The sequence below is a fragment of the Geodermatophilus siccatus genome (assembly GCF_900103785.1).
GTDB classification, from domain to species: Bacteria; Actinomycetota; Actinomycetes; order Mycobacteriales; family Geodermatophilaceae; genus Geodermatophilus; species Geodermatophilus siccatus.
This window is the reverse complement of sequence record NZ_FNHE01000009.1, coordinates 211,939-233,439: the sequence shown is the minus strand read 5'-3', so window position 1 is coordinate 233,439 and position 21,501 is coordinate 211,939. Positions and strand designations below refer to the sequence as shown.

General features: G+C 74.6%; 22 protein-coding genes. 17 read left to right on the top strand and 5 right to left on the bottom strand.

Going from position 1 to position 21,501, the window contains the following annotated elements:
• The first annotated feature begins 57 nt into the window (after positions 1-57).
• From BLS21_RS17475 to BLS21_RS17425, 11 genes are all read left to right on the top strand, one after another.
• Entirely contained in the window at positions 58-558 is a 501-nt protein-coding gene (locus tag BLS21_RS17475; protein WP_091221336.1) for an SRPBCC family protein, read from the top strand.
• Positions 555-1,517, top strand: a complete 963-nt coding sequence (locus BLS21_RS17470; protein WP_091221334.1) for an ACP S-malonyltransferase — start codon at positions 555-557, stop codon at positions 1,515-1,517. The genes BLS21_RS17475 and BLS21_RS17470 overlap by 4 nt, the downstream gene beginning before the upstream one ends.
• A complete protein-coding gene (locus tag BLS21_RS17465; protein WP_091221331.1) occupies positions 1,514-1,939 on the top strand; it encodes a cupin domain-containing protein in 426 nt (141 codons plus the stop codon). The genes BLS21_RS17470 and BLS21_RS17465 overlap by 4 nt, the downstream gene beginning before the upstream one ends.
• Complete coding sequence (locus tag BLS21_RS17460) at positions 1,936-3,231, top strand: beta-ketoacyl-[acyl-carrier-protein] synthase family protein (RefSeq protein ID WP_091221330.1); 1,296 nt, start codon at positions 1,936-1,938, stop codon at positions 3,229-3,231. The genes BLS21_RS17465 and BLS21_RS17460 overlap by 4 nt, the downstream gene beginning before the upstream one ends.
• A complete protein-coding gene (locus BLS21_RS17455; protein ID WP_281241951.1) occupies positions 3,228-4,604 on the top strand; it encodes a beta-ketoacyl synthase N-terminal-like domain-containing protein in 1,377 nt (458 codons plus the stop codon). Before BLS21_RS17460 ends, BLS21_RS17455 begins: the two co-directional genes overlap by 4 nt.
• On the top strand, positions 4,601-4,942 hold the full coding sequence (locus BLS21_RS17450; RefSeq protein WP_245700504.1) for an antibiotic biosynthesis monooxygenase family protein: 342 nt from the start codon (positions 4,601-4,603) through the stop codon (positions 4,940-4,942). Before BLS21_RS17455 ends, BLS21_RS17450 begins: the two co-directional genes overlap by 4 nt.
• Complete coding sequence (locus BLS21_RS17445) at positions 4,939-7,857, top strand: FAD-dependent monooxygenase (protein ID WP_091221328.1); 2,919 nt, start codon at positions 4,939-4,941, stop codon at positions 7,855-7,857. Before BLS21_RS17450 ends, BLS21_RS17445 begins: the two co-directional genes overlap by 4 nt.
• 79 nt (positions 7,858-7,936) lie before the next feature.
• Positions 7,937-9,202, top strand: a complete 1,266-nt coding sequence (locus tag BLS21_RS17440) for a cytochrome P450 family protein (protein ID WP_091221324.1) — start codon at positions 7,937-7,939, stop codon at positions 9,200-9,202.
• Between the two features lie 28 nt (positions 9,203-9,230).
• Positions 9,231-9,923, top strand: coding sequence for a TcmI family type II polyketide cyclase (locus BLS21_RS17435; RefSeq protein ID WP_091221321.1), 693 nt, complete (start codon positions 9,231-9,233; stop codon positions 9,921-9,923).
• Positions 9,924-9,938: 15 nt separating this feature from the next.
• The gene (locus BLS21_RS17430) at positions 9,939-10,370 is read left to right on the top strand and encodes a VOC family protein (protein WP_091221463.1); all 432 of its coding nucleotides are present in this window, start codon (positions 9,939-9,941) and stop codon (positions 10,368-10,370) included.
• Between the two features lie 158 nt (positions 10,371-10,528).
• Entirely contained in the window at positions 10,529-10,930 is a 402-nt protein-coding gene (locus BLS21_RS17425; RefSeq protein WP_091221320.1) for an aggregation-promoting factor C-terminal-like domain-containing protein, read from the top strand.
• Between the two features lie 51 nt (positions 10,931-10,981).
• On the opposite strand, the gene BLS21_RS17420 is transcribed toward BLS21_RS17425, so the two are convergent.
• A complete protein-coding gene (locus BLS21_RS17420) occupies positions 10,982-11,974 on the bottom strand; it encodes an LLM class flavin-dependent oxidoreductase (RefSeq protein ID WP_091221317.1) in 993 nt (330 codons plus the stop codon).
• Positions 11,975-12,385: 411 nt separating this feature from the next.
• Positions 12,386-13,024, bottom strand: a complete 639-nt coding sequence (locus BLS21_RS17415) for a dihydrofolate reductase family protein (RefSeq protein WP_091221315.1) — start codon at positions 13,022-13,024, stop codon at positions 12,386-12,388.
• A 250-nt stretch (positions 13,025-13,274) separates the two neighbouring features.
• Here BLS21_RS17415 and BLS21_RS17410 point away from each other — a divergent pair, with 250 nt between their 5' ends.
• Both BLS21_RS17410 and BLS21_RS17405 read left to right on the top strand, forming a co-directional pair.
• Positions 13,275-14,438, top strand: coding sequence for a PKD domain-containing protein (locus tag BLS21_RS17410; protein ID WP_091221312.1), 1,164 nt, complete (start codon positions 13,275-13,277; stop codon positions 14,436-14,438).
• A gap of 67 nt (positions 14,439-14,505) precedes the next feature.
• On the top strand, positions 14,506-15,162 hold the full coding sequence (locus BLS21_RS17405; protein ID WP_091221310.1) for a class E sortase: 657 nt from the start codon (positions 14,506-14,508) through the stop codon (positions 15,160-15,162).
• A gap of 89 nt (positions 15,163-15,251) precedes the next feature.
• On the opposite strand, the gene acmB is transcribed toward BLS21_RS17405, so the two are convergent.
• Both acmB and BLS21_RS17395 read right to left on the bottom strand, forming a co-directional pair.
• Positions 15,252-16,454, bottom strand: a complete 1,203-nt coding sequence (acmB, locus tag BLS21_RS17400) for a methyl acetate hydrolase AcmB (protein WP_091221307.1) — start codon at positions 16,452-16,454, stop codon at positions 15,252-15,254.
• 167 nt (positions 16,455-16,621) lie between these two features.
• The gene (locus tag BLS21_RS17395) at positions 16,622-18,460 is read right to left on the bottom strand and encodes an ABC transporter ATP-binding protein (protein ID WP_091221306.1); all 1,839 of its coding nucleotides are present in this window, start codon (positions 18,458-18,460) and stop codon (positions 16,622-16,624) included.
• Between the two features lie 68 nt (positions 18,461-18,528).
• Between BLS21_RS17395 and BLS21_RS17390 the strand changes: the two genes are divergently transcribed.
• Positions 18,529-18,948, top strand: coding sequence for a MarR family winged helix-turn-helix transcriptional regulator (locus BLS21_RS17390; RefSeq protein ID WP_091221303.1), 420 nt, complete (start codon positions 18,529-18,531; stop codon positions 18,946-18,948).
• A 1-nt stretch (position 18,949) separates the two neighbouring features.
• Here BLS21_RS17390 and BLS21_RS17385 read toward each other — a convergent pair whose 3' ends face one another.
• A complete protein-coding gene (locus BLS21_RS17385) occupies positions 18,950-19,285 on the bottom strand; it encodes a potassium channel family protein (protein ID WP_091221301.1) in 336 nt (111 codons plus the stop codon).
• Between the two features lie 115 nt (positions 19,286-19,400).
• On the opposite strand from BLS21_RS17385, the gene BLS21_RS17380 reads away from it, so the two are divergent.
• From BLS21_RS17380 to BLS21_RS17370, 3 genes are read left to right on the top strand one after another with little or no spacing between them, the layout of a single operon-like run.
• A complete protein-coding gene (locus tag BLS21_RS17380; protein ID WP_175479612.1) occupies positions 19,401-19,832 on the top strand; it encodes a DUF1707 SHOCT-like domain-containing protein in 432 nt (143 codons plus the stop codon).
• A gap of 1 nt (position 19,833) precedes the next feature.
• Positions 19,834-20,925, top strand: coding sequence for a winged helix DNA-binding domain-containing protein (locus BLS21_RS17375; protein WP_091221296.1), 1,092 nt, complete (start codon positions 19,834-19,836; stop codon positions 20,923-20,925).
• Between the two features lie 9 nt (positions 20,926-20,934).
• Positions 20,935-21,132 (top strand): hypothetical protein, encoded by a 198-nt coding sequence (locus BLS21_RS17370; RefSeq protein WP_091221293.1) that lies wholly within the window; start codon positions 20,935-20,937, stop codon positions 21,130-21,132.
• Positions 21,133-21,501: the final 369 nt, after the last annotated feature.

Sequence of the window (21,501 nt, the reverse complement as noted above, 5' to 3'; positions counted from 1 at the left end):
GGCCCTGCAGGGAGGCCACCCGTCCACACCCTCGCCTACACCCCCAGGAGTGAACCTGTGAGCAGCACCGTCGAGCCGGGCACCCGCACCGCCGGGCACACCGACAACTCGATCCTCATCGACGCCCCCATCGACCACGTCTGGGCGATGACCAACGACCTGCGGTCGTGGCCGGACCTGTTCACCGAGTACAGCGAGGTGGAGATCCTCGCCGAGACCGACACCTGGTTCCGGTTCCGCCTCAAGATGCACCCGGACGAGAGCGGTCGGGTCTGGAGCTGGGTCTCCGAGCGCGAGCTCGACGAGGCCGCCCGTGAGGTGCGCGCCCGCCGCGTCGAGCCGGGGCCCTTCGAGTTCATGGACATCCGCTGGTACTACGCGCCGGAGGGCTCCGGCACGCGGATGCGGTGGGTGCAGGACTTCCGGATGCGTCCCGAGGCCCCGATCGACACCGAGGGCATGACGCAGCGGATCGACGCGAACAGCAAGGTCCAGATGTCGATCATCAAGGAGAAGGTGGAGGCGGCCGCCGCCCGGTCCGGGGAGCCGGAGAGGTGACGGGCGCCGCCGTCGTCCTCGCCGGGGAGGCCGGCGTCCGGGCCGGCGCGATCGACGCCTGGCTCGGCGACGCGGCGGCCCGCGCGGTGGTCGACGAGGCCTCCGCGGTGGTGGGGCGCGACGTGGCCACGTGGTGGCGCGACCCGCTCAACCTGTGTTGCGACACCACGGCCGCGCACGTCGAGGTCGTGGTCAGCGGGGTCGCCGGCTACCGGAGCCTCACGGCCCGCGGGCTGCGACCGGTGCTGGTCGCCGGGCACGGCGTGGGCGAGTACGCCGCCCTGGTGGCCGCCGGCGCCCTCCCCCTGGACCAGGTCGTCGAGCTGGTCCACTGGCGTGCCGAGCTGCTGTCGCTGTCGCCGCGCCCGTCCTGCGCGGGCATGGCGGCCGTCGTCGGGCCCGGCGCCGGCGAGGTCGCCCGCACGGTCGTCGCCGAGGTGGGCCGCACCGGGCCGCTGTCCGTGGCGTCGGCCGACGGGCCGGCGCAGGTCCTGCTCGCGGGCGGCTGCGAGGCCCTGGAACGGGCGCGGGAGGCCGTGGTGGCCGCCGGACTGGACCTCGTCCGGCTGCCGGGGCGCAACGCCTGCCACGGCCCCCTGGTCGCACCGGTCGCCCGGCACCTCACCGCCGCCCTGGCCGACCTCGAGTGGTCCACACCCGAGGTGCCCGTCGTCCCCAACGCCGACGGCCGGCCGACGACGGACCCCGCGCAGCTGGCCCGCTGCCTGCGCGCCCACCTGACCTCGCCCATCCAGTGGGAGGCGACCTCGCACGCGCTGGTCGAGGCCGGCGTCACCGCGGTCGTCGAGGTCGCCGCCGTCCCCGTCCTGGGACCGCTGGTCCGCCAGGTCGCCCCCGACCTCCCGGTGCACCTGGCCGCCGGACCCGGCACGCCGCTCCCCACCACCCCGCCGGAGCCCGCCCCCGCGGTGCCCGTCCCGACCCGAGGAGAGACATGACCACCATCCAGCACGCGCCGGCCACGCCGACGCGCTGCGGCCCCACCGTCCACCGCGCCGACACCCCGCCCAACCGCCGCCGCGGCGGGGACATCCGGGTGCTGCTCTCCCCGGCCAGCGTCGGCTCGACGGCCGGCTTCATGGGCACGCTCACCCTGGAGCCCGGCGAGGTCGTCACCGAGCACTGGCACCCCTACTCGGAGGAGTTCCTCTACTGCCAGGAGGGCGACGTCCTGGTCACCCTGGACGGCGAGGAGCGGCGGCTGGTCGGCGAGTCCGCCGTCCACATCCCGATCGGCGTGCGACACCGCATCGTCAACGACTCGTCGACGACGGCGACCTTCGTGTTCCTCTGCGGCCCGCTGGCCCCGCGGCCGGAGCTCGGGCACGTCGACACCGAGCTGCCCCCGGGCGTGCGGTGAGCACCGACCGACGACGGGTCGTCGTCACGGGGATCGGGGTGGTCGCGCCCGGGTCGGTCGGGCGCGAGGCGTTCTGGGACATGATCACAGCGGGCCGGACGGCGACCCGGCGGATCACGTTCTTCGACCCCAGCCGCTTCCGGTCGCAGGTCGCCGCCGAGGTCGACTTCCACCCCCGCCAGCTCGGGCTGAGCGCCCAGGAGGTCCACCGCAACGACCGCTTCGTGCAGTTCGCGATGGTCGCCGCCGACGAGGCGGTCGCCGACAGCGGCCTGCGCCTGGGCGTCGGCGACGCACCGGACGCGCCGGAGCCCGAGCGGGTCGGGGTCACCCTCGGCAGCGCCGTCGGCGCGACCATGCGGCTGGAGGACGAGTACGTCAACGTCAGCGACGCGGGCCGGCACTGGCTGGTCGACCCGCGCTACGGCTCGCGGTTCCTGCACCAGGCCCTCGTGCCGAGCTGCGGGGCCACCGAGCTGGCGGTGCGCTTCCGCGCGCAGGGCCCGGCGACGGTGGTCTCCACCGGCTGCACGTCGGGCATCGACGCGGTCGGGTACGGCAGCCAGCTGATCGAGGACGGCGACGCCGACGTCGTGATCGCCGGCGCCAGCGACGCACCCATCTCGCCGATCTCGATGGCCTGCTTCGACACCATCCGGGCGACGACGGACAACAACGCCGACCCCGAGCACGCCTCCAAGCCCTTCGACGCGCGCCGCAACGGCTTCGTGATGGGCGAGGGTGCCGCGGTGATGGTGCTCGAGGAGCTGGAGCACGCCCAGCGGCGCGGTGCGGAGATCTACTGCGAGGTCACCGGCTACGCCAACCGCTGCAACGCCTTCCACATGACCGGCCTGCGGCCCGACGGCGTGGAGATGGCCGAGGCCCTCGACCAGGCGCTGGCCCAGGGCCGGATCGACGGCGACGAGGTCGGCTACGTCAACGCGCACGGCTCGGGGACCAAGCAGAACGACCGTCACGAGACCGCCGCGGTCAAGCTGAGCCTCGGCCAGGCCGCCTACAAGGTCCCGATGAGCTCACTGAAGTCGATGGTCGGGCACTCCCTCGGCGCGATCGGCTCCATCGAGATCGCCGCCACCGCCCTGGCCGTGCAGCGCCAGGTCGTCCCGCCGACGGCCAACTACGAGGTGCCCGACCCCGAGTGCGACCTGGACTACGTGCCCAAGACCGCCCGCGAGCACAAGGTCGACGTCGCCGTCTCCGTGGGCAGCGGGTTCGGCGGCTTCCAGTCGGCCATCGTGCTCGCCAAGCCCGACCGGAGGGCATCGTGACCGAGCTGGCGAGGTCGCGCAGCGACCTCGTGACCGAGCCGACCGTGATCAGCGAGGAGGGGGTCGTCACCGAGGTGACCGGCCCCGCCCGCGAGACCGCCCCGACGGGACGGGCCATCATCCCGGACCGGCGCGGCCGGACGACCCGCCTGCTGGTCACCGGCCTCGGCGTCGTCGCCCCCAGCGGCGTCGGCGTCGAGGAGCACTGGCAGTCCCTCCTCCGCGGGGAGCTCCGGGTGGGCCCCATCGAGGGCTTCGACACGTCGAAGTACGGCGTCTCGCTGGCCGGGCAGGTGCGCGACTTCGACCCCGACCGGTTCGTCGCCCCGCAGCTCAAGGTGCAGACCGACCGCTGGACCTGGATGTCCCTGGCGGCGGCCACGCTGGCCGCCGAGGACGCCGGCTACGTGCCGCCCGAGGAGGCCTACGCGACCTCGGTGTTCCTGGCCGCCGGCTCGGGGGGCAACGAGTTCAGCCAGCACGAGATCCAGGGGCTGTGGGCGAAGGGACCCCGGTCGGTGGGGGCCTACCAGTCGATCGCCTGGTTCTACGCGGCCAGCACCGGTCAGGTCTCGATCCGCGACGGGTACAAGGGCCCCTCGGGCGTCGTCGTCAGCGAGGGCGCGGGCGGGCTGGACAGCTTCGGCTGGGCGCGGCGCGTGGTGCGCCGCGGCACCCCGGCGGTGCTCGTGGGCGGCACCGAGGCCGGGATCTGCCCCTACGCCCTGCTGTGCCAGGTGACCAGCGGGCGGCTGTCCACCGCCGCCCGCCCGGAGGACGCCTACAAGCCCTTCGACCGGCGGGCCAACGGTCACGTCATCGGCGAGGGCGGCGCCATCCTGCTGGTCGAGGAGGCCGACGCGGCACGGGCCCGGGGTGCGCGGCACGTGTGGGGCGAGGTGGTCGGCTACGCCGCCACGCACGACGCCCACCACCACGAGGACGCGGCTCCCGACGCCACCCAGTACGCCCGCGCCATCCGGATCTCGCTGGCCGACGCCGGCGTGACGCCGGAGGACGTGGACCTGGTGGTCGCCGACGGCGCGGGCGTACCCGAGCTCGACGCGCTGGAGGCCCAGGCGCTCACCGCGGTGTTCGGGGAGCGCGGCGTGCCGGTGACGGCGCCGTCGAGCTGGACCGGGCGGCTCATGGCCGGCGGGTCGGCGCTCAACGTGGCGACCGCCCTGCTCGCCATGCGCGACGGGGTCGTGCCCGCCACCGGCAACGTCGACGAGCCGGTGGAGGAGTACGGGCTGGACCTGGTGCGCCAGAACCGGGAGTCCGACCTCGACGTCGTCGTCGTGCTGGCCCGGGGCTTCGGGGGCTTCAACAGCAGCCTCGTGCTGCGCCGCGCCCACGAGGAGACGCCGTGACGACCTCCACGACCGGGACCCGGGCCGTGGTGCGCACGATGCTCCGGATGCGCACCCGCGAGGGCTGCGAGGCGGAGTTCGAGGCCGCCTGGCGCCGGGCCGCCGCGGAGATCAGCCGGGTGCCCGGCAACCTGCGCCAGGAGCTGATCCGCGACGCCGACGACCCCCGCACCTTCCTCATCACCAGCGACTGGACCGACCGGGCCGCGGTCGACGAGTTCGGTCGCAGCAGCGCCCGCGAGACGCTCACCGAGGCGCTGCGCGACCTGCGCGAGGACGCGGCCCGCAACACCTACGAGGTGCTGGCCGTCGTCCCGGGCGAGCAGGGGACGGCATGACGGCGGTGCACGAGGACGGCGGCAGGGCGACCGTGCGGACCCTCCTGCGGATGCGCGCGCGGGAGGGGTGCGAGCCGGAGTTCGAGGCCGCCTGGCACCGGGCGGCCGCGGAGATCAGCCGGGTGCCCGGCAACCTGCGCCAGGAGCTGATGCGCGACGAGGGTGACCCGCGCTGGTTCGCCATCGTCAGCGACTGGACCGACCGGGCGTCGGTGGACGCCTTCGGGCGCAGCGCCGCCCGGGAGACGCTCACCGAGGCGCTGCGCGACCTGCGCGAGGACGCCACCCGGTCGACCTTCACCGTGCTGGCGACGGTGGAGGCCGAGCGCCGGCGGCCGGTGCGCATCGACTTCTCGACCAGCGTCAAGCCGGGCGAGCAGGTGGCCTTCGAGCGCGCGTACTCGACGGTCACCCAGCGGATCGGGGACTCCCGCGGCTACGTGCGCGAGGAGCTGCTGCGCGACGCCAGCGGCCTGCGCTACCACATCTTCGCGGAGTGGGAGTCCGAGGACGACTTCGTGCAGTGGGTGGAGGACCCCTCCCACATGGACGCCGGCGCACCGCTGGCCCGGTGGCACTCGGTGGAGTTCCGGCGTGAGGTGCTGGAGATCCGCCAGCGGCCCGACGCGGACGACGACTTCCCGCCGCTGCTCTCGCCCGGCGGGGACGTCGAGGTCGAGCGGGTGCGCGTCGACACCGCCGTCGCCGTCGAGCCCTGGGAGCAGGAGGCCTTCGAGCTCGCCTACCTCGCCGCCGCGCAGCTGGCCCGCAGCGCTCCCGGCCACGCCCGCGAGGAACTGCTGCGCGAACCCGACGGGCGGCGCTACCACGTCGTCGCCGAGTGGGAGTCCGAGCAGCGCTTCACCGACTGGGCGGCGGAGCCGGCGAACTGGGCTGCCGGGCCGCTGGGCCGGTGGCTGGCGAGGGGCGAGGACCGCAGGGTCTTCGCGCTGCGCGTGCGGCCCGTACCGCCGTCGGTCGAGGACAGCGGGACCCCTGCGCCCGCGCAGCAGCCGGCCGCCGTCGATGCCGCCGTCCCCGAGGGGGTGCCCGTGGCGCCGGAGCCGGACCTGGAGGTGGTGGCCGGGCAGCCGGTGCGGCTGACCGCCGGCACCGAGCCTGCCCTCGCCGCCGCGCTCCCCACCGGCACGGTGCCCAGCGCCAGCGTGCAGGAGTTCGTGGAGAAGCCCGACGACGGGCACGCCCCCGCCGCGGCGGCGGCGCCGCTGCCGGACCCGGCCGACCTCGCGGACGCCTCCCGCACCGCCGGGCGGGCGGTCGAGGTGCTCGTCGTCGGCGCCGGCCCGGCCGGCCTGACCCACGCGATCGAGCTGGCCCGCCGCGGCATCGCCGTCCGCGTCGTGGACAAGCGCCCGCAGGCGTCCACGCAGGCGGACAAGGCGATCGGCATCCACTGCCGGACGATGGAGATCTGGGAGGACCAGGGCATCGTCACCGAGGCGATGGACGCCGGGATCTGGCTGTACGGCCAGACGGTGTTCGTCAACGGCGAGCAGACCCACCAGGTCGACTGGGCCGGCCTCGACGAGCTGCCCTACGCCCACCTCGGGCTGCCGCAGTACGACACCGAGCGCATCCTCGGCGCCAAGCTCGCCGCCCTCGGCGTGGTCGTCGAGCGCGGGGTCGAGCTGGTCGCCTTCGCCCAGGACGACGAGGGCGTCACCGCGCGGCTGCGGCACCTCGACGGCGAGGAGGAGACCACCCGGGCGCAGTACCTGGTCGGCTGCGACGGGGCGCACAGCGCCGTCCGGTCCGGTCTGGGGCTGGCCTTCGAGGGCGGGCTGTCGATGTTCCCGCAGCTGTTCATGCTCGGGGACGTCGACGTCGACTGGGACCTGCCGGCCGGGCACCTGGTGCGCTTCGTGCGCATCGAGAACGAGGACGACTTCACCGGGATGCTCGTCTGCGTCCCCCTCAAGGGCCGCAACCGGTACCGGATCGCGACCCTGGCCCCCCAGCGGTGGCAGGACGCGGTCGGCTCCGGCGTCGTCCCGGCCGGGTTCTGGCAGGAGTACGAGCCGCCGACGCTGGCCGACATGCAGGCCGCGATCGACGACCTGGGCCCGCCCGGGACGACGGCGAGCAACCTGCGCTGGTCGTCGATCTTCCGGATCAAGCACGGCATCGTCGACCGCTACCGCGAGGGGCGGGTCTTCGTCGCCGGCGACGCCGCGCACCTGCACCCGCCGGCCGGCGGGCAGGGGATGAACACCGGCATCCAGGACGCCTGGAACCTCGGCTGGAAGCTGGCCCTCGCCGTCCGGGGGCTGGCCGCGCCCGGACTGCTGGACAGCTACGAGGCCGAGCGCCGTCCCGCCGGGAAGATGATCGTCGACCGGGCCGTGGCCATCGCGTTCACCGACGAGATGGACATGGAGGACGAGAAGGCGCAGTTCCTGCTCGAGATGCAGATGACCATGAACTACGCCGGCAGCCCGCTGGTCGGCGAGACGGCCCCCGGCGGCTTCCCCGCCGGGCCGGAGCCCGGGCACCGCGCGCCGGACGTGCACGGGCTGCGGCGCTTCGGCGTCGCGCACCCGCTGCGGCTGTTCGACCTCACCCGCGGCACCCGCTCCACGCTGCTGCTGTCGGCCGACGCCACCGCGTCGGAGGAGCAGGTGTCGGACCTGGAGAAGCTCGCCGTCGCCGTGCGGCAGCAGACCCGCGGCGAGGTGGGGGCCTACCTCGTCGCCGCGCCCGACGCCCGGGTGCCGCTGCTCGTCGACCTGCCCGTCGTCCGCGACGCCGAGGGGACCTTCGCCGCCGCCTACGGCACCGCGGGCGCGGGGACGGCGGCCTACCTGGTCCGCCCCGACGGTCACGTCGGCTTCCGCTGCCGCCCGCTCGACGAGGACGCCCTCCTCGACCACCTGGCCGGGGTCTTCGCGCAGTGACCGGCCCAGCAACCGGCCTGGCCGCGGCGCACCCCCGACCGACCGCACCCGAGATCGCCCCATCCCCGAGGGAGACGACATGACCCAGACCGCACAGCCGGCCCCGGCCGCACCCCCGGACGACGTGGTCCCCGGTCAGGAGATCTACACGCCGGAGTTCCGTGCCGACCCCTACCCGGTCTACGCCCGGCTGCGCGCCGAGCGGCCGGTGGTCAAGGTGCGGACGCCGCGCTTCGACTCCTTCCTGGTCACCCGCTACGAGGATGCCCGGGCGGCGCTGTCGGACCCGCGGCTGTCCAAGGACCTGTACCGCGCCGGGGACACCTACCTCGCGGTGTTCGGCGAGAAGGCGCGGCAGATCAACACCAACATGCTCAACTCCGACCCGCCCGAGCACAGCCGGCTGCGCCGCCTGGTGACGCAGGCGTTCACGCCGCGGCGGATCGAGGCGATGCGCCCGCGCGTCGAGGAGATCGTCGAGGGGCTGCTCGACCGGATGGCGCCGCGCGGGCAGACCGAGTTCGTCGACGAGTTCGCCCTGCGGCTGCCGCTGGCGGTGATCGGTCACCTGCTCGGCATCCCCGAGGCCGACCACGAGGAGATCCTGGCCGGCACCCAGGTCATCCGGACGGTCGGCACCGGCGGGCGCAGCCCCCAGGAGGACCGCGCGGCCATCGGGCAGGCGCAGGAGCGCCTGCACGCCTACTTCAGCGGCCTGGTGGCGGCCAAGCGCCGGGAGCCCGGCGAGGACCTGGTGAGCGCCCTGATCACCGCCCGCGACGGGGACGGCCGGCTGTCGGAGGCGGAGCTGGTGTCCACCTGCTTCCTGCTGCTGTTCGCCGGCTACCAGACCACCTCGGACTTCCTCGGCAACGCCGTGGTCGCGCTGCTGACCCACCCCGAGGAGATGCAGCGGCTGCTGGACGACCCCGACCTGGTGCCCGACGCCGTGGAGGAGCTGCTGCGCTTCGACGGCTCGGTCCCGGTGTCGAGCTTCCGGTTCGCCACCGAGGACCTGGAGATCGGCGGCGTGCCGATCCCCGAGGGCTCGATCGTCACGATCGTGCTCAGCGCGGCCAACCACGACCCCGCGCTCGTCCCCGACCCGGACGCGCTGGACCTGCGCCGGGGCCAGACGCAGCACATGTCGTTCGGCCACGGCATCCACTACTGCCTGGGCACCGCTCTCGCCCGGCTCGAGGCGACGACCGCCCTGCGGCGGATCCTCGTCCGCCTGCCCGACCTGCGCCTCGACGTCCCCGTCGAGGAGCTGCAGTGGCTCCCGGCCGCCTCGGCCTTCCGTGGGCTGCTCGAGCTGCCGCTCCGCTTCACCCCGACCCCGTGAAGAACCCCGTCCCGCAGAGGAGCACGTCATGACCTTCCGACCGTTCCGCAACGTGATCGTGTGCCACATGGTGCCCGGCAGCGAGGACAAGGTGGGCCCGGTCTTCGACCACTACGACCGGGCCACCCGCCCCCAGGACCTCGGCGTCATCGGCCGCATCCTGCTGTCGCACGAGGACCTCTACCTGCACGTCATCGAGCGCAAGGAGGACCCGGCGGTGTCCGGGCAGCGACGGGGGCTGCCCGCGTTCCAGGCGATCGCCGAGGCCATCGCGCCGTACGTCACGCCGTACCCGAGCTACTGGGAGAACCCCTCGCACTCCGTGGCCAAGGAGTTCTACCGCTGGCTGCCCGAGGGCGACGTGCCCGAGGACCGCGAGCTGACCGTGATCGTGCAGCGGATGAAGCCCGGCGCCGAGCCCGACATCGCCCGCGTGTTCACCGACTCCGACGCCGGGGGGCTGCCGACCGAGACCGGCGTCACCGGGCGCTGGCTGTACTCGATCGACGACGTCTTCGTGCACCTGCTCGAGCAGGACGTGGAGAAGGCCGCGGCCGTGCGCGCCAACCACGAGTCGCACCGGCCCGCGTTCGCCAAGGTGATGCACGAGCTGAGCCCCTACGTGAGCCCGTACCAGCCGGAGGGCTGGCAGGGCCCGAAGGACTCGGTGGCCACGGTGTTCTACCGCTGGCAGGCCGACGACTGGAAGCCCGAGGGCTGAGGGCGGGTGCCGACGATGACCCTGCGCGGGATCTCCACCCTCATCTACCTGGTCGACGACGTGGCCGCGGCCACCGACTGGTACACCGACCTCCTGGGCGCGGGCCCGTTCTTCACCCGGCCCGGGCCCGGCGGACGCGTCCAGTACGCCAAGTTCGCCGTCGGCGACTCGGGGGCCGAGCTCGCCATAGCCGACCGCACCAAGGCCCCGCCCGGCACCGTGGCCGGGCCGGGCGGCGTGATCGTGCACTGGCGGGTCGACGACCTCGACGCCACGCTCGCCCGCCTGCAGGAGATGGGCGCGAAGGAGTACCAAGGGCGCACGCCCCACGGGCCGTTCGTCACCGCGGTCGTGATCGACCCCTTCGACAACCTGCTCGGCCTGCAGGGGCTCGCGGCCACCCCGCACTACTCCGACGACCGCGACTGCGCCCCGGTCACCACCTGACCGTCGCGGTCGGCCGCCGGCCCGGGACCCCCGGGCCGGCGGTCACCCCTGCCCCGTCCAGGCTCCGGTCAGCACCGGCCCGACCCCGTACGACCCGCCACCGGCGCGCGCCGGCCCACGGCGTGCGCCCTCCGCAGATCGCCCAGGAGGACTGCCCGATGCACGCGCACACCCGGACCCCCCGTCGCGCCCTGCACCTGCTCACCGCTGCGGGCGCCATGACGGTCGCGCTGACCGCCACCGGCGAGTCGGTCGCCCACGCGGCGTCCGCGAAACAGGCCTACAAGGACTACGCGGCGAGCCAGTTCAGGAGCGCTGCCCAGTTCGACTGCCTCGACCTGCTCTGGGAGGCGGAGAGCAACTGGAACCCCACCGCGCAGAACCCGACGAGCACCGCGTACGGCATCGCCCAGTTCCTGGACGCGACCTGGGCCACCACCGGCATCGCCAAGACCTCGGACCCGTACCTGCAGATCGACGCGGGCCTCATCTACATCGACGAGCGCTACGACACCGCCTGCAACGCGTGGGCCTTCCACCAGGCCAACAACTGGTACTGACGCACCGACGACGAGGGCCCCTCCCGCGGCGGCAGGGGCCCTCGTCCTTCGTCAGGCGGCGGCGACGGTCTTCATCGCCTCGGCGGTGAGCTGCACCGACCGCAGCCGGCCCTCCACCCCGGGGAACTGGTGGGCGACGATCAGCTCGTCGGCGTCGGCCTCCCGCGCGAAGCCGGTCAGGTACTCGCGCACCTCGGCCGGCGTGCCGACGGCGGTGTGGGTCAGCATCGTGTCGACGTGCAGCCCGGCGCCGCCGTCGAGCAGCAGCTGCGCCTCGTCGTCCGACAGCTGCCTGCCCCGGCCGAACAGGCCGACGGCCAGCGTCCGGCGGACGGCGGCGTACGCGGACTCCGCGGCCTCGCGGCTGTCGGCCGCCACCGCGTTGACCCCCGCGATCACGTACGGCCGGTCGAGCTGCGCCGACGGCGTGAACTCGCGCCGGTAGGCCTCGACCGCGGGCTTCAGCATCGCCGGCGCGAAGTGCGAGGCGAAGGCGTACGGCAGGCCCAGCGCGGCGGCGAGCGTGGCGCCGAACATCGACGAGCCCAGGATGTACAGCGGCACGTTCGAGCCCTTGCCGGGGACGGCGTCGACGCCGGGCACCTTGGTCTCGCCGGTCAGGTAGCCCTGCAGCTCGAGCACGTCCTGCGGGAAGCGGTCGGCCGAGCGCGGGTCGCGGCGCAGCGCGTACATCGTGTTCTGGTCCGAGCCCGGCGCCCGGCCCAGCCCCAGGTCGATGCGGCCCGGGTGGACGGCCTCGAGGGTGCCGAACTGCTCGGCGATCGTCAGCGGCGAGTGGTTGGGCAGCATGACGCCGCCGGCGCCCAGCCGGATGGACGAGGTGTGCGCGCCGACGTGCGCGATGAGCACGCTGGTCGCCGAGGAGGCGATGGTCGGCATGTTGTGGTGCTCGGCGTACCAGACGCGGCGGTAGCCGGCCTGCTCCGCACGCTGGGCCAGCGCGACGCTCGCCGCGATGCTCTCGCCCGGCGTCTGACCCTTCGAGATCGGCGCCAGGTCGAGGACGGACAACGGGATGCTCATGTGCTCCAAACCCCTCAGCTGGTGTTGGCATGGGCAACCACCGCCGTCCCGCCGACCTTCCCCCGTCGGTGTGAGACGCCTTCCAGGTCCCCTCGTTCCCCGCCGACGGACGACGAGGACGAGAGGAGCCCGTGCCCAGGGAGGCGTTCGGCACGAGGGTGGGTCGCACCATCGCGCGTGCCGAGCGGGCGCGGCGAACCCGCCCGCTCCGCTACGCCGGCCTGGGGGTCGACCGCCAGCCTCGGGCCGGGGCGGGCCGTGACCCAGCTGGGACGGGCCACGAGGCGGGGCTGGGCACCGTACACGGGCCGGGTGCCGTCGTTCCTCTGGTCCCTGCCGTCGCGCCGCCAGGCGGCGCGGATGGTGCTGGGCGCCGCGCGCAGACGAGGTCGCCGGGGACGCTGCCGGCGCTCACCCGCTGACGGCGTCCCCGTACTCGGCGCCCATCGCGCCGGTCTCGACCTCGCCGCCCCGGCGGTAGGTGCACAGCAGCACCCCGGTCGGCGTGGCCGCCGACGAGGTCAGCCGCCACGACCGCGGGATCGCGCCGTCGCCGAACAGCCGCTTGCCCTCCCCCAGCACCACCGGCGCCACGACCAGGCGCAGCTCGTCGACCAGGTCGGCGCGCAGCAGCGTCTGCACCAGGCCCGGCGAGCCGTGCACCTGCAGCTCGCCGCCGTCCTGGTCCCGGAGCGCGCGCACCGCCTCGACGACGTCGCCCTCCACGAGCCGCGCGCCGGACCACTCGAGCGAGGTCAGCGTGCGCGAGGCGACGTGCTTGGTGCGCGTGTTGAGCGCCTCGGCGACCGGGTCGTCCTCCGTCGGCGCCTGCGGCCAGGCCCCGGCGAAGATCTCGTAGGTCCCGCGCCCGAGCAGGAAGTCCTCGACGCCGGCGAACCAGGCGTCCATCTGCGCGCCCAGGGTCTCGTCGAAGAACGGCACCAGCCAGCCGCCGTGCGCGAAGCCGCCGGTGGTGTCCTCGTCGGGGCCGCCGGGGGCCTGCACGACCCCGTCCAGCGTCGTGAACTCGGTGACGACGAGCGGTCGCACGGCGCTCCTCCTCGGGTGCCGGCCGCCTCCGGTGACGGCCTCTGCGGGTAGGACGACGAACCGGCCGACGACTCATCGGTGCCACTCGCTTGGCCACGCACTGTGACGACGCGGCGGCCGACCCCCAGCCTGGGAGTCACCCGGGCGGGCGTCCGGGGGTGTGCCACGGCGCGCGCCCACCTCGACGCTTCTGCTGCCCGACGGGGGACGGGCCGGCCGGCCCCTGCGTGCACGACCACGGGGGGTCATCGTGAAGCGCACCACCGGTCTCGTCACCACAGGGGCACTCGCCCTCGGCACCACCGCCCTGCTCGGCACGGCCGCGCCCGGCGTCGCCTCGGCGTCCGGCTGCGGGATCACCACGCTCGACACGGCAGGCCTCGAGAGCACCTTCACCGGCGCCCTCAGCGGGGTGGGCGGCGGCGCCACTGCCGAGGTGCTCCCCGGGGGCCTGCGCATGACGACCCCCTCGGCCGACGCCGACCCGGACGGGGCCGCCTACGCCGCCTGGTTCATGGACGGCCTGGACATCGCGCTCGCCGACGCGACGGCGCAGTCGAACTACGCCCTCGACACCACGCCGGCTGCGGGGCAGCCCCTCGACAACCACCCGACGTACGAGCTCTACGTCGACCTCGACGGGCCGGGCGCCGGAGGCGAGGACCTCCTCGTGTACTGGGCGCCCGGGGCGGGCGAGCCGACCGACGTCTGGGAGAGCGCGTTCGGCCCGCTGACCGCGATGGACCCGGACGCCTCCGAGGCGCCCGAGGAGGGCACCCTCGCCGACATCAGCGCCGCCTACCCCGACGCCACGGTGACCAGCCTCGGCTTCCAGCTCATCGACCAGCCGGGCGCCGACGTGGTCGTCCACGGTCTGACCTTCGGGTGCAACGAGTTCCGGTTCAGCTCCGGCTCGGGCGGTGGCCCCGGCGGGAACCCGGGCGGCGACCCGGGCGGCGAGCCCGGTGGCGAGCCCGGTGGCGACCCGGTCAACCAGGCGCCGATCGCCGCCGTCACGGCCACCAGCACCGGCGCGACCTTCACCTTCTCCGCCGCCGGGTCGACCGACAGCGACGGCGAGATCGCCGGTTTCACGTGGAGCTTCGGTGACGGCTCCGCCCCCGCCGAGGGCGAGGAGGTCGTGCACCGGTACGCCGCCGCCGGCACCTACACCGTCACGCTGACCGTCGTCGACGACGACGGCGCCTCCACCACGGCCACCCGCGAGGTCGTCGTCCCCGCGACCGACGCGGGCGGCCCGACCGACCCGGCGGAGCCGACCGAGTACGGCACCCCCCTGCCCAACACCGGTGCCGACGTCCTGGGCCTGGCCGCGATCGGCGGTCTGGTCCTGGCCGGCGGTGGCGCCGGGCTGCTCGTGAGCCGTCGGCGCAAGGCCGGCTCCGCGTCCTGATCGTGGCCACCCGCGTCCCGCCCGCCGGCACCCGGCGGGCGGGGCGTGCCATCGGACAGGGGGACCGATGATCCGCACGCTCGTCCGCGGGCTCTCCGAGCTCGCGGTCACCGCCGGCGCGGTGCTGCTGCTCTTCGTCGTCTACGAGGTCTGGGTGACCGATCTCTCCAGCGACCGGGCGCAGGACCGGGTCGCCGAGGAGCTCCGCGAGGACTGGACGACCGGCACGCCCGATCCCGAGCCCGACCTCGGCCAGGCCTTCGCCTTCGTGCACGTCCCGCGCTTCGGCGCGGACTGGACCCGCGCCGTGGTCGAGGGGACCGACCCGGACGAGCTCGAGGACGGGCCCGGTCACTACGTCGGCTCCGCCCTGCCCGGGGAGCGGGGGAACTTCGCGATGGCCGGCCACCGCGTCGGCCGGGGCAGCCCGTTCCTCTCCCTGGACCTGCTCGCGCCCGGTGACCCGGTCGTCGTGGAGACCGTGGACGCGTGGCACGTCTACCGGGTGACGACGACGACGATCGTGGACCCGAGCGAGAGCAGCGTCGTGGCCCCCACGCCCGGCGGGGCGGCGAACGGCGAGCCGACCGGCGCCTTCCTCACCATGACCACCTGCCACCCGAAGTTCTCCACCCGCGAGCGGCTCGTCGTGCACGGTGAACTCGAGGACTCGGTGCCCAAGGCCGAGGTCCCCGACGGCCCCGCGGCCCTCGAGGAGGTCTGACTGGAGTCCTGGACGCCCACGCTCTGAGGGGCGACCGCGCGCGACAGCGGGCGGGACCGGGAGGACCCGGTCCCGCCCGCTGTCGTCGGTCAGCGCCGCAGCGACGCGTACAGCGCCGTCTCGAACTCCAGGTAGCCGCCGAGGGAGGTGGCGTCCGCGAACGGCAGGACCTGCGTCGCCCAGAAGCCGCCGTAGCCGTTCTCCCGGTCGATCCAGTAGAAGAGGTTGCCCAGTCCGGCCCAACCCTGCGCGCCCGCGGGCCGGCCGGTCGGCGCCGGCTCGTCGTTGACCATGAACGGCAGCGACCAGGACTTGGGCAGCCCGGGGAAGAACTCCGCGTCGTTGGACAGCGAGGGGATGACCCCGGGCAGCATCCTCACCTCGAGGTCACCGAGGTGGTTCTGCACGGCCGTCTGCACGGTCTCCGGCTCCAGGACGGCGCCGTCCTCCCCGCGGCCGTCGTCGAGCCACATGCGGATGAAGCGCATGTAGTCACCGACCGTGCCGTAGAGCCCGTGCCCGCCCATGTGCACCTGCGGCGGCTGGGGCAGGTCCCAGCCGTCCATCGGCGTCAGCGACCCGTCGTCGCCCCGGGCGTGCATCGTCGCCCGGCGTTCCTGCAGCCGGTCGTCCGGCTCGAACGTCGTCTCGGTCATCCCGAGGGGCAGGAAGATCCGCGCGGCGAAGACGTCGCCGAGCCGTTCACCGGTGACGCCCTCCACCACCTGGCCGGCCCAGTCGATGTTGCTGCCGTACTCCCACCGCTCGCCCGGGTCGAACAGCAGCGGGGTCTGCAGGCAGGCCTCGGTCGCGGCGATGATGCTGGGCTGCCCGTGCTCGCTGGCCAGCCGCGCGTAGTGCTCGTTGAAGAAGTCGTAGCCGAAGCCGGCGGTGTGGGTGAGCAGGTGCTTGGTGGTGATCTCCCGCTTCGGGTCGCGCAGTCGGGGTGAGCCGTCGTCGTCGAACCCGTCGAGCACCTTGAGCTCGCCGATCGCCGGTGCGTACGTGCGTGCGGGGGCATCGAGGTCCAGCCGGCCCTCCTCCACCAGCTGCAGGACGGCGGTGGCGGTGACGGCCTTGGTGGTGGAGAACAGGGCGAAGACCGTGTCGGTCGTCATGGGGACGTCCCCGCCGATGCGGCGGACGCCGGCCGCCCCCTCGTAGACGTTGCCCTCGCGGTCGGTCGCCATGGCGACCACGCCCGCGACCGGCGCGTCACCCCCGACCGAGCGCTCGAGGATCGCATCGGCCTCCTGGCTGAAGCTCTCTGTCACCTGCGTCGTCTGCGTCATCGCAGCTCCTCGTGGGTAGGTGGGACGGTGCACCGGGGGATCCAGCACCCCGGAGGGTGTCAGCGGATCCCGGAACCGGGCCAGCCGGCAGCGGCCACCTCGTCGCACTGCTCCCGGACGTGCCCCGCCGCTGTCGTGCCGGGTGGGGGCGCGCAGCAGGCGTGGGCTCAGGCGGCCAGCGCGGGCTCGCGGTCGCCGGCGGCCACGAGGGCGGCGTAGCGGCCGCCGCGGGCGACGAGCTCGTCGTGCGTGCCGCTCTCGACGACCCGGCCGGCGTCGAGGACGGCGATCCGGTCGGCGTGCCGCACGGTGGAGAGCCGGTGCGCGATGGTGATCGTCGTCCGGCCCCGGCTGGCCTCGTCGAGCGCGGCCTGCACGGCCCGCTCGGTGCCGGTGTCCAGGGCGCTGGTGGCCTCGTCGAGCACCAGCACGCGCGGGTCGCGCAGCAGCGTCCGGGCGATGGCCAGCCGCTGCTTCTCCCCGCCGGAGAACCGGTGCCCCCGGGCGCCGACGACGGTGTCGTAGCCGTCGGGCAGCGCGGCGATCACGTCGTGCACCTGGGCGCGGCGGGCGGCGTCCTCGAGCTCGGCGTCGGTCGCGTCGGGCCGGGCGTGCCGCAGGTTCTCCCGCACGGTCGTGTGCAGCAGGTAGGTCTCCTGCGCGACGACCCCGACCACCCGGGACAGCGTGGCCAGCGAGAGGTCGCGCAGGTCGACGCCGTCGATCGCCACCCGACCCGCCGTCGGGTCGGCCAGCCGGGCGACCAGCGAGGCCAGCGTGCTCTTGCCCGAGCCGGTCTCCCCCACCAGCGCCAGCGTCGTCCCGGCGGGGACGGTCAGCTCCACGTCGGCCAGCGCCGGCCGGTGCCCGTCCGGGTAGGCGAACGAGACCCCCTCCAGCGCCACGTCGCCGCGCACGCGGGCCGGGTCCAGCGGCACCGGGTCGGCCGGGTCGTCGACCTCCACCGGCAGGTCGAGGTACTCGAACACCCGGCTGAACAGCGCCATCGAGGCGGTCACCTGCACGCCGACGTCCAGCAGGCCCATGAGCGGGCGGAACAGCGTGCCCTGCAGGGCGGTGAAGGCGACCAGCGTGCCGATCGTCATCCCGCCGGAGGTCGCCGGCAGGCCCGCCGCCAGGTAGATCAGCGCCGGGATGCCGGCGAAGACGATGCTCATCGTGGCCATCCGCCACCGCCCGGCCAGCTGCGCACGGACCTCGAGGCCGACGAGGTCCGCGGAGGTCTCCGAGAAACGCCGCGACTGGGCGGGACCGGCGCCGAGGGTCTTGCCGAGCAGCACGCCGCTGACGCTGAGCCCCTCCTCGACCTGGGCGTGCAGGTCGGCCAGGTGGCGCTGGCGCTGGGCGGTGACCGTCCGCCGCATCCGCGCGACCTTGCGCGTGAGCACCACCGCCGGCGGCAGGACGAGCAGCGAGAGCAGCGACAGCCGCCACGACAGCGCGACCATCGCTCCGACCGTGCCGACGACGGTGGTCGCGTTGGCCGCCAGGGACGTCGCCGTCGAGGTCACCACCGACTGCATGCCGGCGATGTCGTGGGTCAGCCGCGACTGCACCTCGCCGCCGCGCGTGCGGGTGAAGAAGCCCAGCGACTGGCGCTGCAGGTGGCCGAACACCGAGGTCCGCAGACCGTGCATGACCCGCTGCCCGACCGTCGTCGACAGCCAGGTCTGCACCACGCCGAGGACGGCGGTGGTGGCGGCGACGGCCAGCATGCCGAGGACCGCCCAGACCAGCAGCCGCACGTCCTGCCGCGGCAGCGCCTCGTCGATGACGAGCTTGACGAGGAACGGCGTCGCCAGCGCCACTACGGACGAGGCGACGATGAGCACCACGACCGTGGCGACCTGCCAGCGGAAGGGTGCGAACAGCGCGGTCACCCGGCGCAGCGGCACCGGGTTGCGCTCGAGCTGGGCCCGGTCGGCCGGGTCGACGGTGCGGCCCGGCCGCCCGCCTGGTCCTCTCGAGTCGTCGATGACGACCACCTCCCGTGTCGGGTGCTGAGGCTACCTCATGGTGAGGGAACCAGGAGGTGGCCGGTAGGATTCCCGGCATGCCCGACGACGACGCCGAGACCCTGGGCGAGCTGCTCGTGCGGGTCACCCGCAGGCAGCGCCGGCGGTGGCGGGAGGCGCTGGCGCCCTGGGACCTCTCCCCCCACCACGTCCGCGCCCTGAGGGTGGTCACCGACCGGTCCGGCGTCCGCCTCTCCGAGCTCGCCGAGGCGCTGCACATCGCGCCGCGCTCGGCCACCGAGGTCGCCGACGCCCTGCAGGCCCGCGGGCTGGTCGAGCGGACGCCGGATCCCGCCGACCGGCGGGCCGTGGTGCTCACCCCCACCGAGGAGGGACGGCGGGTGCAGGCCGAGATCACCGCCGCCCGGGCCGCCGACACGCGCGACCTGTTCGCCCGGCTGGACGCCGCCGACCGCGCCACGCTGGCCCGCATCCTGCGCACGCTGGCCGAGGAGTGAGTCAGCCGCGGTCGCGCTCCGGTGCCGGCCGCAACTGCTGGGCCAGCATCGAGATGAAGGTCGCCAGCAGGCCGACGCCGGTGAAGATGAAGACGATCGTGAAGAGCTTCCCCGCGTCGGTCGCCGGCGCGAGGTCGCCGAGCCCGACGGTGGCCAGCGTCGTCACGCTGACGTAGAGCGAGTCGAGCCAGGACCAGCCCTCGTTCAGCGTGTAGAAGACGGTCCCGCCGACGAGCTGGACGACCACCAGCAGGGCCAACGCACGTCCCTCCGGCCGCCGCACGAGCAGCACGACCGCCCGCACGAGCCGGTAGGTCTGGAGGAGGAGACCCACCATCCCCGCAGGGTCGTCCCGGACGGCCGCCGCGGGCCAGCCCCTCCCCCGCGGCACGCACATCCCGGCCGCGCGTCGCACCACCCACGGCGGGCGGCCGCGGTGCCACGATCGGCCCGTGATCGAGCCGGTACACCCCGACGAGCTGCGCGTGTCGGACCCCGAGCGGGCCGCCGTCCAGGAGAAGCTCCGCCGCGCCGTCGCCGCCGGGCAGCTGGACCTGCACGAGTTCGACACCCGCGTGCAGTCGGTCTGGGCCGCCCGCACCCGCGGCGAGCTGTCCCGGGTCACCCGCGACCTGCCCGAGCCGCCGCCCGAGCCGCCGTCCCCGCCGCCGCTGGACCGCCGGTTCTCCGACGACGACGCCGGCACCGCGATGCGGGTGCTGACGATCATCTGGGCGAGCGTCACCGCGGTGAACCTCGCGGTGTGGACGCTGGTCTCGGTCACCACCGGGCAGTTCGTCTACCCGTGGTGGATCTGGCTGTCGGTCCCCGGCGCGGCCCTGCTCGTCCTCTACGTCGTCGGCATCGGCCGGCCGCGCCGCTGACGTGGCCGGCACGCTGAGCCGCCGGCAGGTGCTCGACCTGCGGGTGCACGCCCAGCAGATCGGCCGCGCCGCCGGCGACCTGGCCGGCACCGCCGTCCTCGACCTCGGCGTCCAGGACACCGGGCCGGACGGCGGGCTGTGGGCGCTGGCGCTGCGCGGCGTGGACACCGCGGCGCTCGACGGCGACGAGCTGGCCACCGCGTGGACCATCCGCGGCGCCCCGCACCTCTACCGGCGGGCCGACCTGCCCGGGGTCGTCGCGGCCACCGCGCCGTTCTCCGACGCCGACGCGGGCAAGCGCATCTTCGACGCCGCCAGGCCGCTCGAGGCCGCGGGGATCGGCAACCTCGAGGCGCTGGACACCGTGGCCGCGGCCATGCGGTCGCTGGTCACGGCGCCGATGGTCAAGGGCGAGGTGTCCGGCCGGCTCAACGAGCTGCTGCCCGAGCCCTACCAGCGGTCCTGCCGGCCGTGCGGTGCCGTGCACGTCCACGAGATGCCGTTCCGGCTGGCCGCGCTGCGCGCCGGGCTCGAGCTGGAGCCGGGCACCTCGCCGCCGGTGCTGCGTCCGGTGCCGGGCCTGGCCCCCGCCGAGACCGTGCCGCCGCACCTGGACGTGGTCCGCGGCCACCTGCGGCTGCTCGGCCCGGCGACGCCGAAGCTCGTGGCCGGCTACCTCGACGCACCCGTCAAGGACGTGCAGGCCCGCTGGCCGGAGGACGCCGTCGAGGTGACGGTGGACGGCGAGCGGCGCTGGCTGCTCGCCGAGGACGCCGACCGGGTCGACGACGTCCCGCCCGCGGCCGGCGTGTTGCTGCTCGGCCCGTTCGACCCGTTCCTGCAGGCCCGCGACCGGCCGCTGCTGGTCGACGACCCGGGCCGGGCCAAGGCGCTGTGGCCGGTGCTCGGCCGGCCCGGCGCGGTGCTGGCCGACGGCGAGGTCGCGGGCACCTGGCGGCCGCGCAAGGCCGGCTCGACGCTGACCGTGGCGGTGGAGCTGTGGGCGCCGCTGCCGCGGGAGGCGGTCACCGAGGCGGCCGAGCGGCTGGCCGCCTTCCGCGGGGTAGTGCTCAAGGACGTCCACATCGACTGAGGAGAGGCCATGACCGGTCCCGACGACGCCTTCCTGGCTCCCGACGACGCGCTGCGCGGCTTCGACGACGACAGCGACGTCGAGTCCGGCACGGGCGGTGCCGAGCGCCCCGGCGCGGACGACGTCGAGCGCCCGAACCCCGCCGGGGCCGCGGTCGAGGACGCCGGCCGCTCGACCGGCTCCCTGGACGGCGGGACCGAGGGATAGCGGCCGCCCCGGCGCCACACGCTCCCCGATCGGCCCGCGTGCCCGTCGGCCGGCCGCCCCGACTGGCAGGGTGCCGCATGACCGCGCCCCGGCACCCCTACCCGGTGTCCCGCGTGAGGTCGGCGATGGGGACCGTCCTGGCGTGGCGGGAGCCGAGGGCATGTCGCAGACAGCCGTATCCGACGTCACCCAGAGGCGGGAGGACCTCTGCCGCGTGACGTCGAAGGACCCTGCGCTCACCGCCGGCCGCATCGGGAGCGCACTCGACCATCGATGTCGGGTATCACCCTCGGAACGTCAGAGAGCGACGTGGACGTCCACGCGGTATGGCGTGAAGGTGCCTGTCCGACGCCCGTGGAAGTCGGCCAC

Coding starts and splice junctions, on each gene's coding strand:
- BLS21_RS17435 (WP_091221321.1), top strand. CDS start 9,231: ATGACCTTCCGACCGTTCCGCAACGTGATCGTGTGCCACATGGTGCCC.
- BLS21_RS17465 (WP_091221331.1), top strand. CDS start 1,514: ATGACCACCATCCAGCACGCGCCGGCCACGCCGACGCGCTGCGGCCCC.
- acmB (WP_091221307.1), bottom strand. CDS start 16,454: ATGACGCAGACGACGCAGGTGACAGAGAGCTTCAGCCAGGAGGCCGAT.
- BLS21_RS17445 (WP_091221328.1), top strand. CDS start 4,939: ATGACGGCGGTGCACGAGGACGGCGGCAGGGCGACCGTGCGGACCCTC.
- BLS21_RS17405 (WP_091221310.1), top strand. CDS start 14,506: ATGATCCGCACGCTCGTCCGCGGGCTCTCCGAGCTCGCGGTCACCGCC.
- BLS21_RS17370 (WP_091221293.1), top strand. CDS start 20,935: ATGACCGGTCCCGACGACGCCTTCCTGGCTCCCGACGACGCGCTGCGC.
- BLS21_RS17425 (WP_091221320.1), top strand. CDS start 10,529: ATGCACGCGCACACCCGGACCCCCCGTCGCGCCCTGCACCTGCTCACC.
- BLS21_RS17385 (WP_091221301.1), bottom strand. CDS start 19,285: ATGGTGGGTCTCCTCCTCCAGACCTACCGGCTCGTGCGGGCGGTCGTG.
- BLS21_RS17440 (WP_091221324.1), top strand. CDS start 7,937: ATGACCCAGACCGCACAGCCGGCCCCGGCCGCACCCCCGGACGACGTG.
- BLS21_RS17420 (WP_091221317.1), bottom strand. CDS start 11,974: ATGAGCATCCCGTTGTCCGTCCTCGACCTGGCGCCGATCTCGAAGGGT.
- BLS21_RS17390 (WP_091221303.1), top strand. CDS start 18,529: ATGCCCGACGACGACGCCGAGACCCTGGGCGAGCTGCTCGTGCGGGTC.
- BLS21_RS17430 (WP_091221463.1), top strand. CDS start 9,939: ATGACCCTGCGCGGGATCTCCACCCTCATCTACCTGGTCGACGACGTG.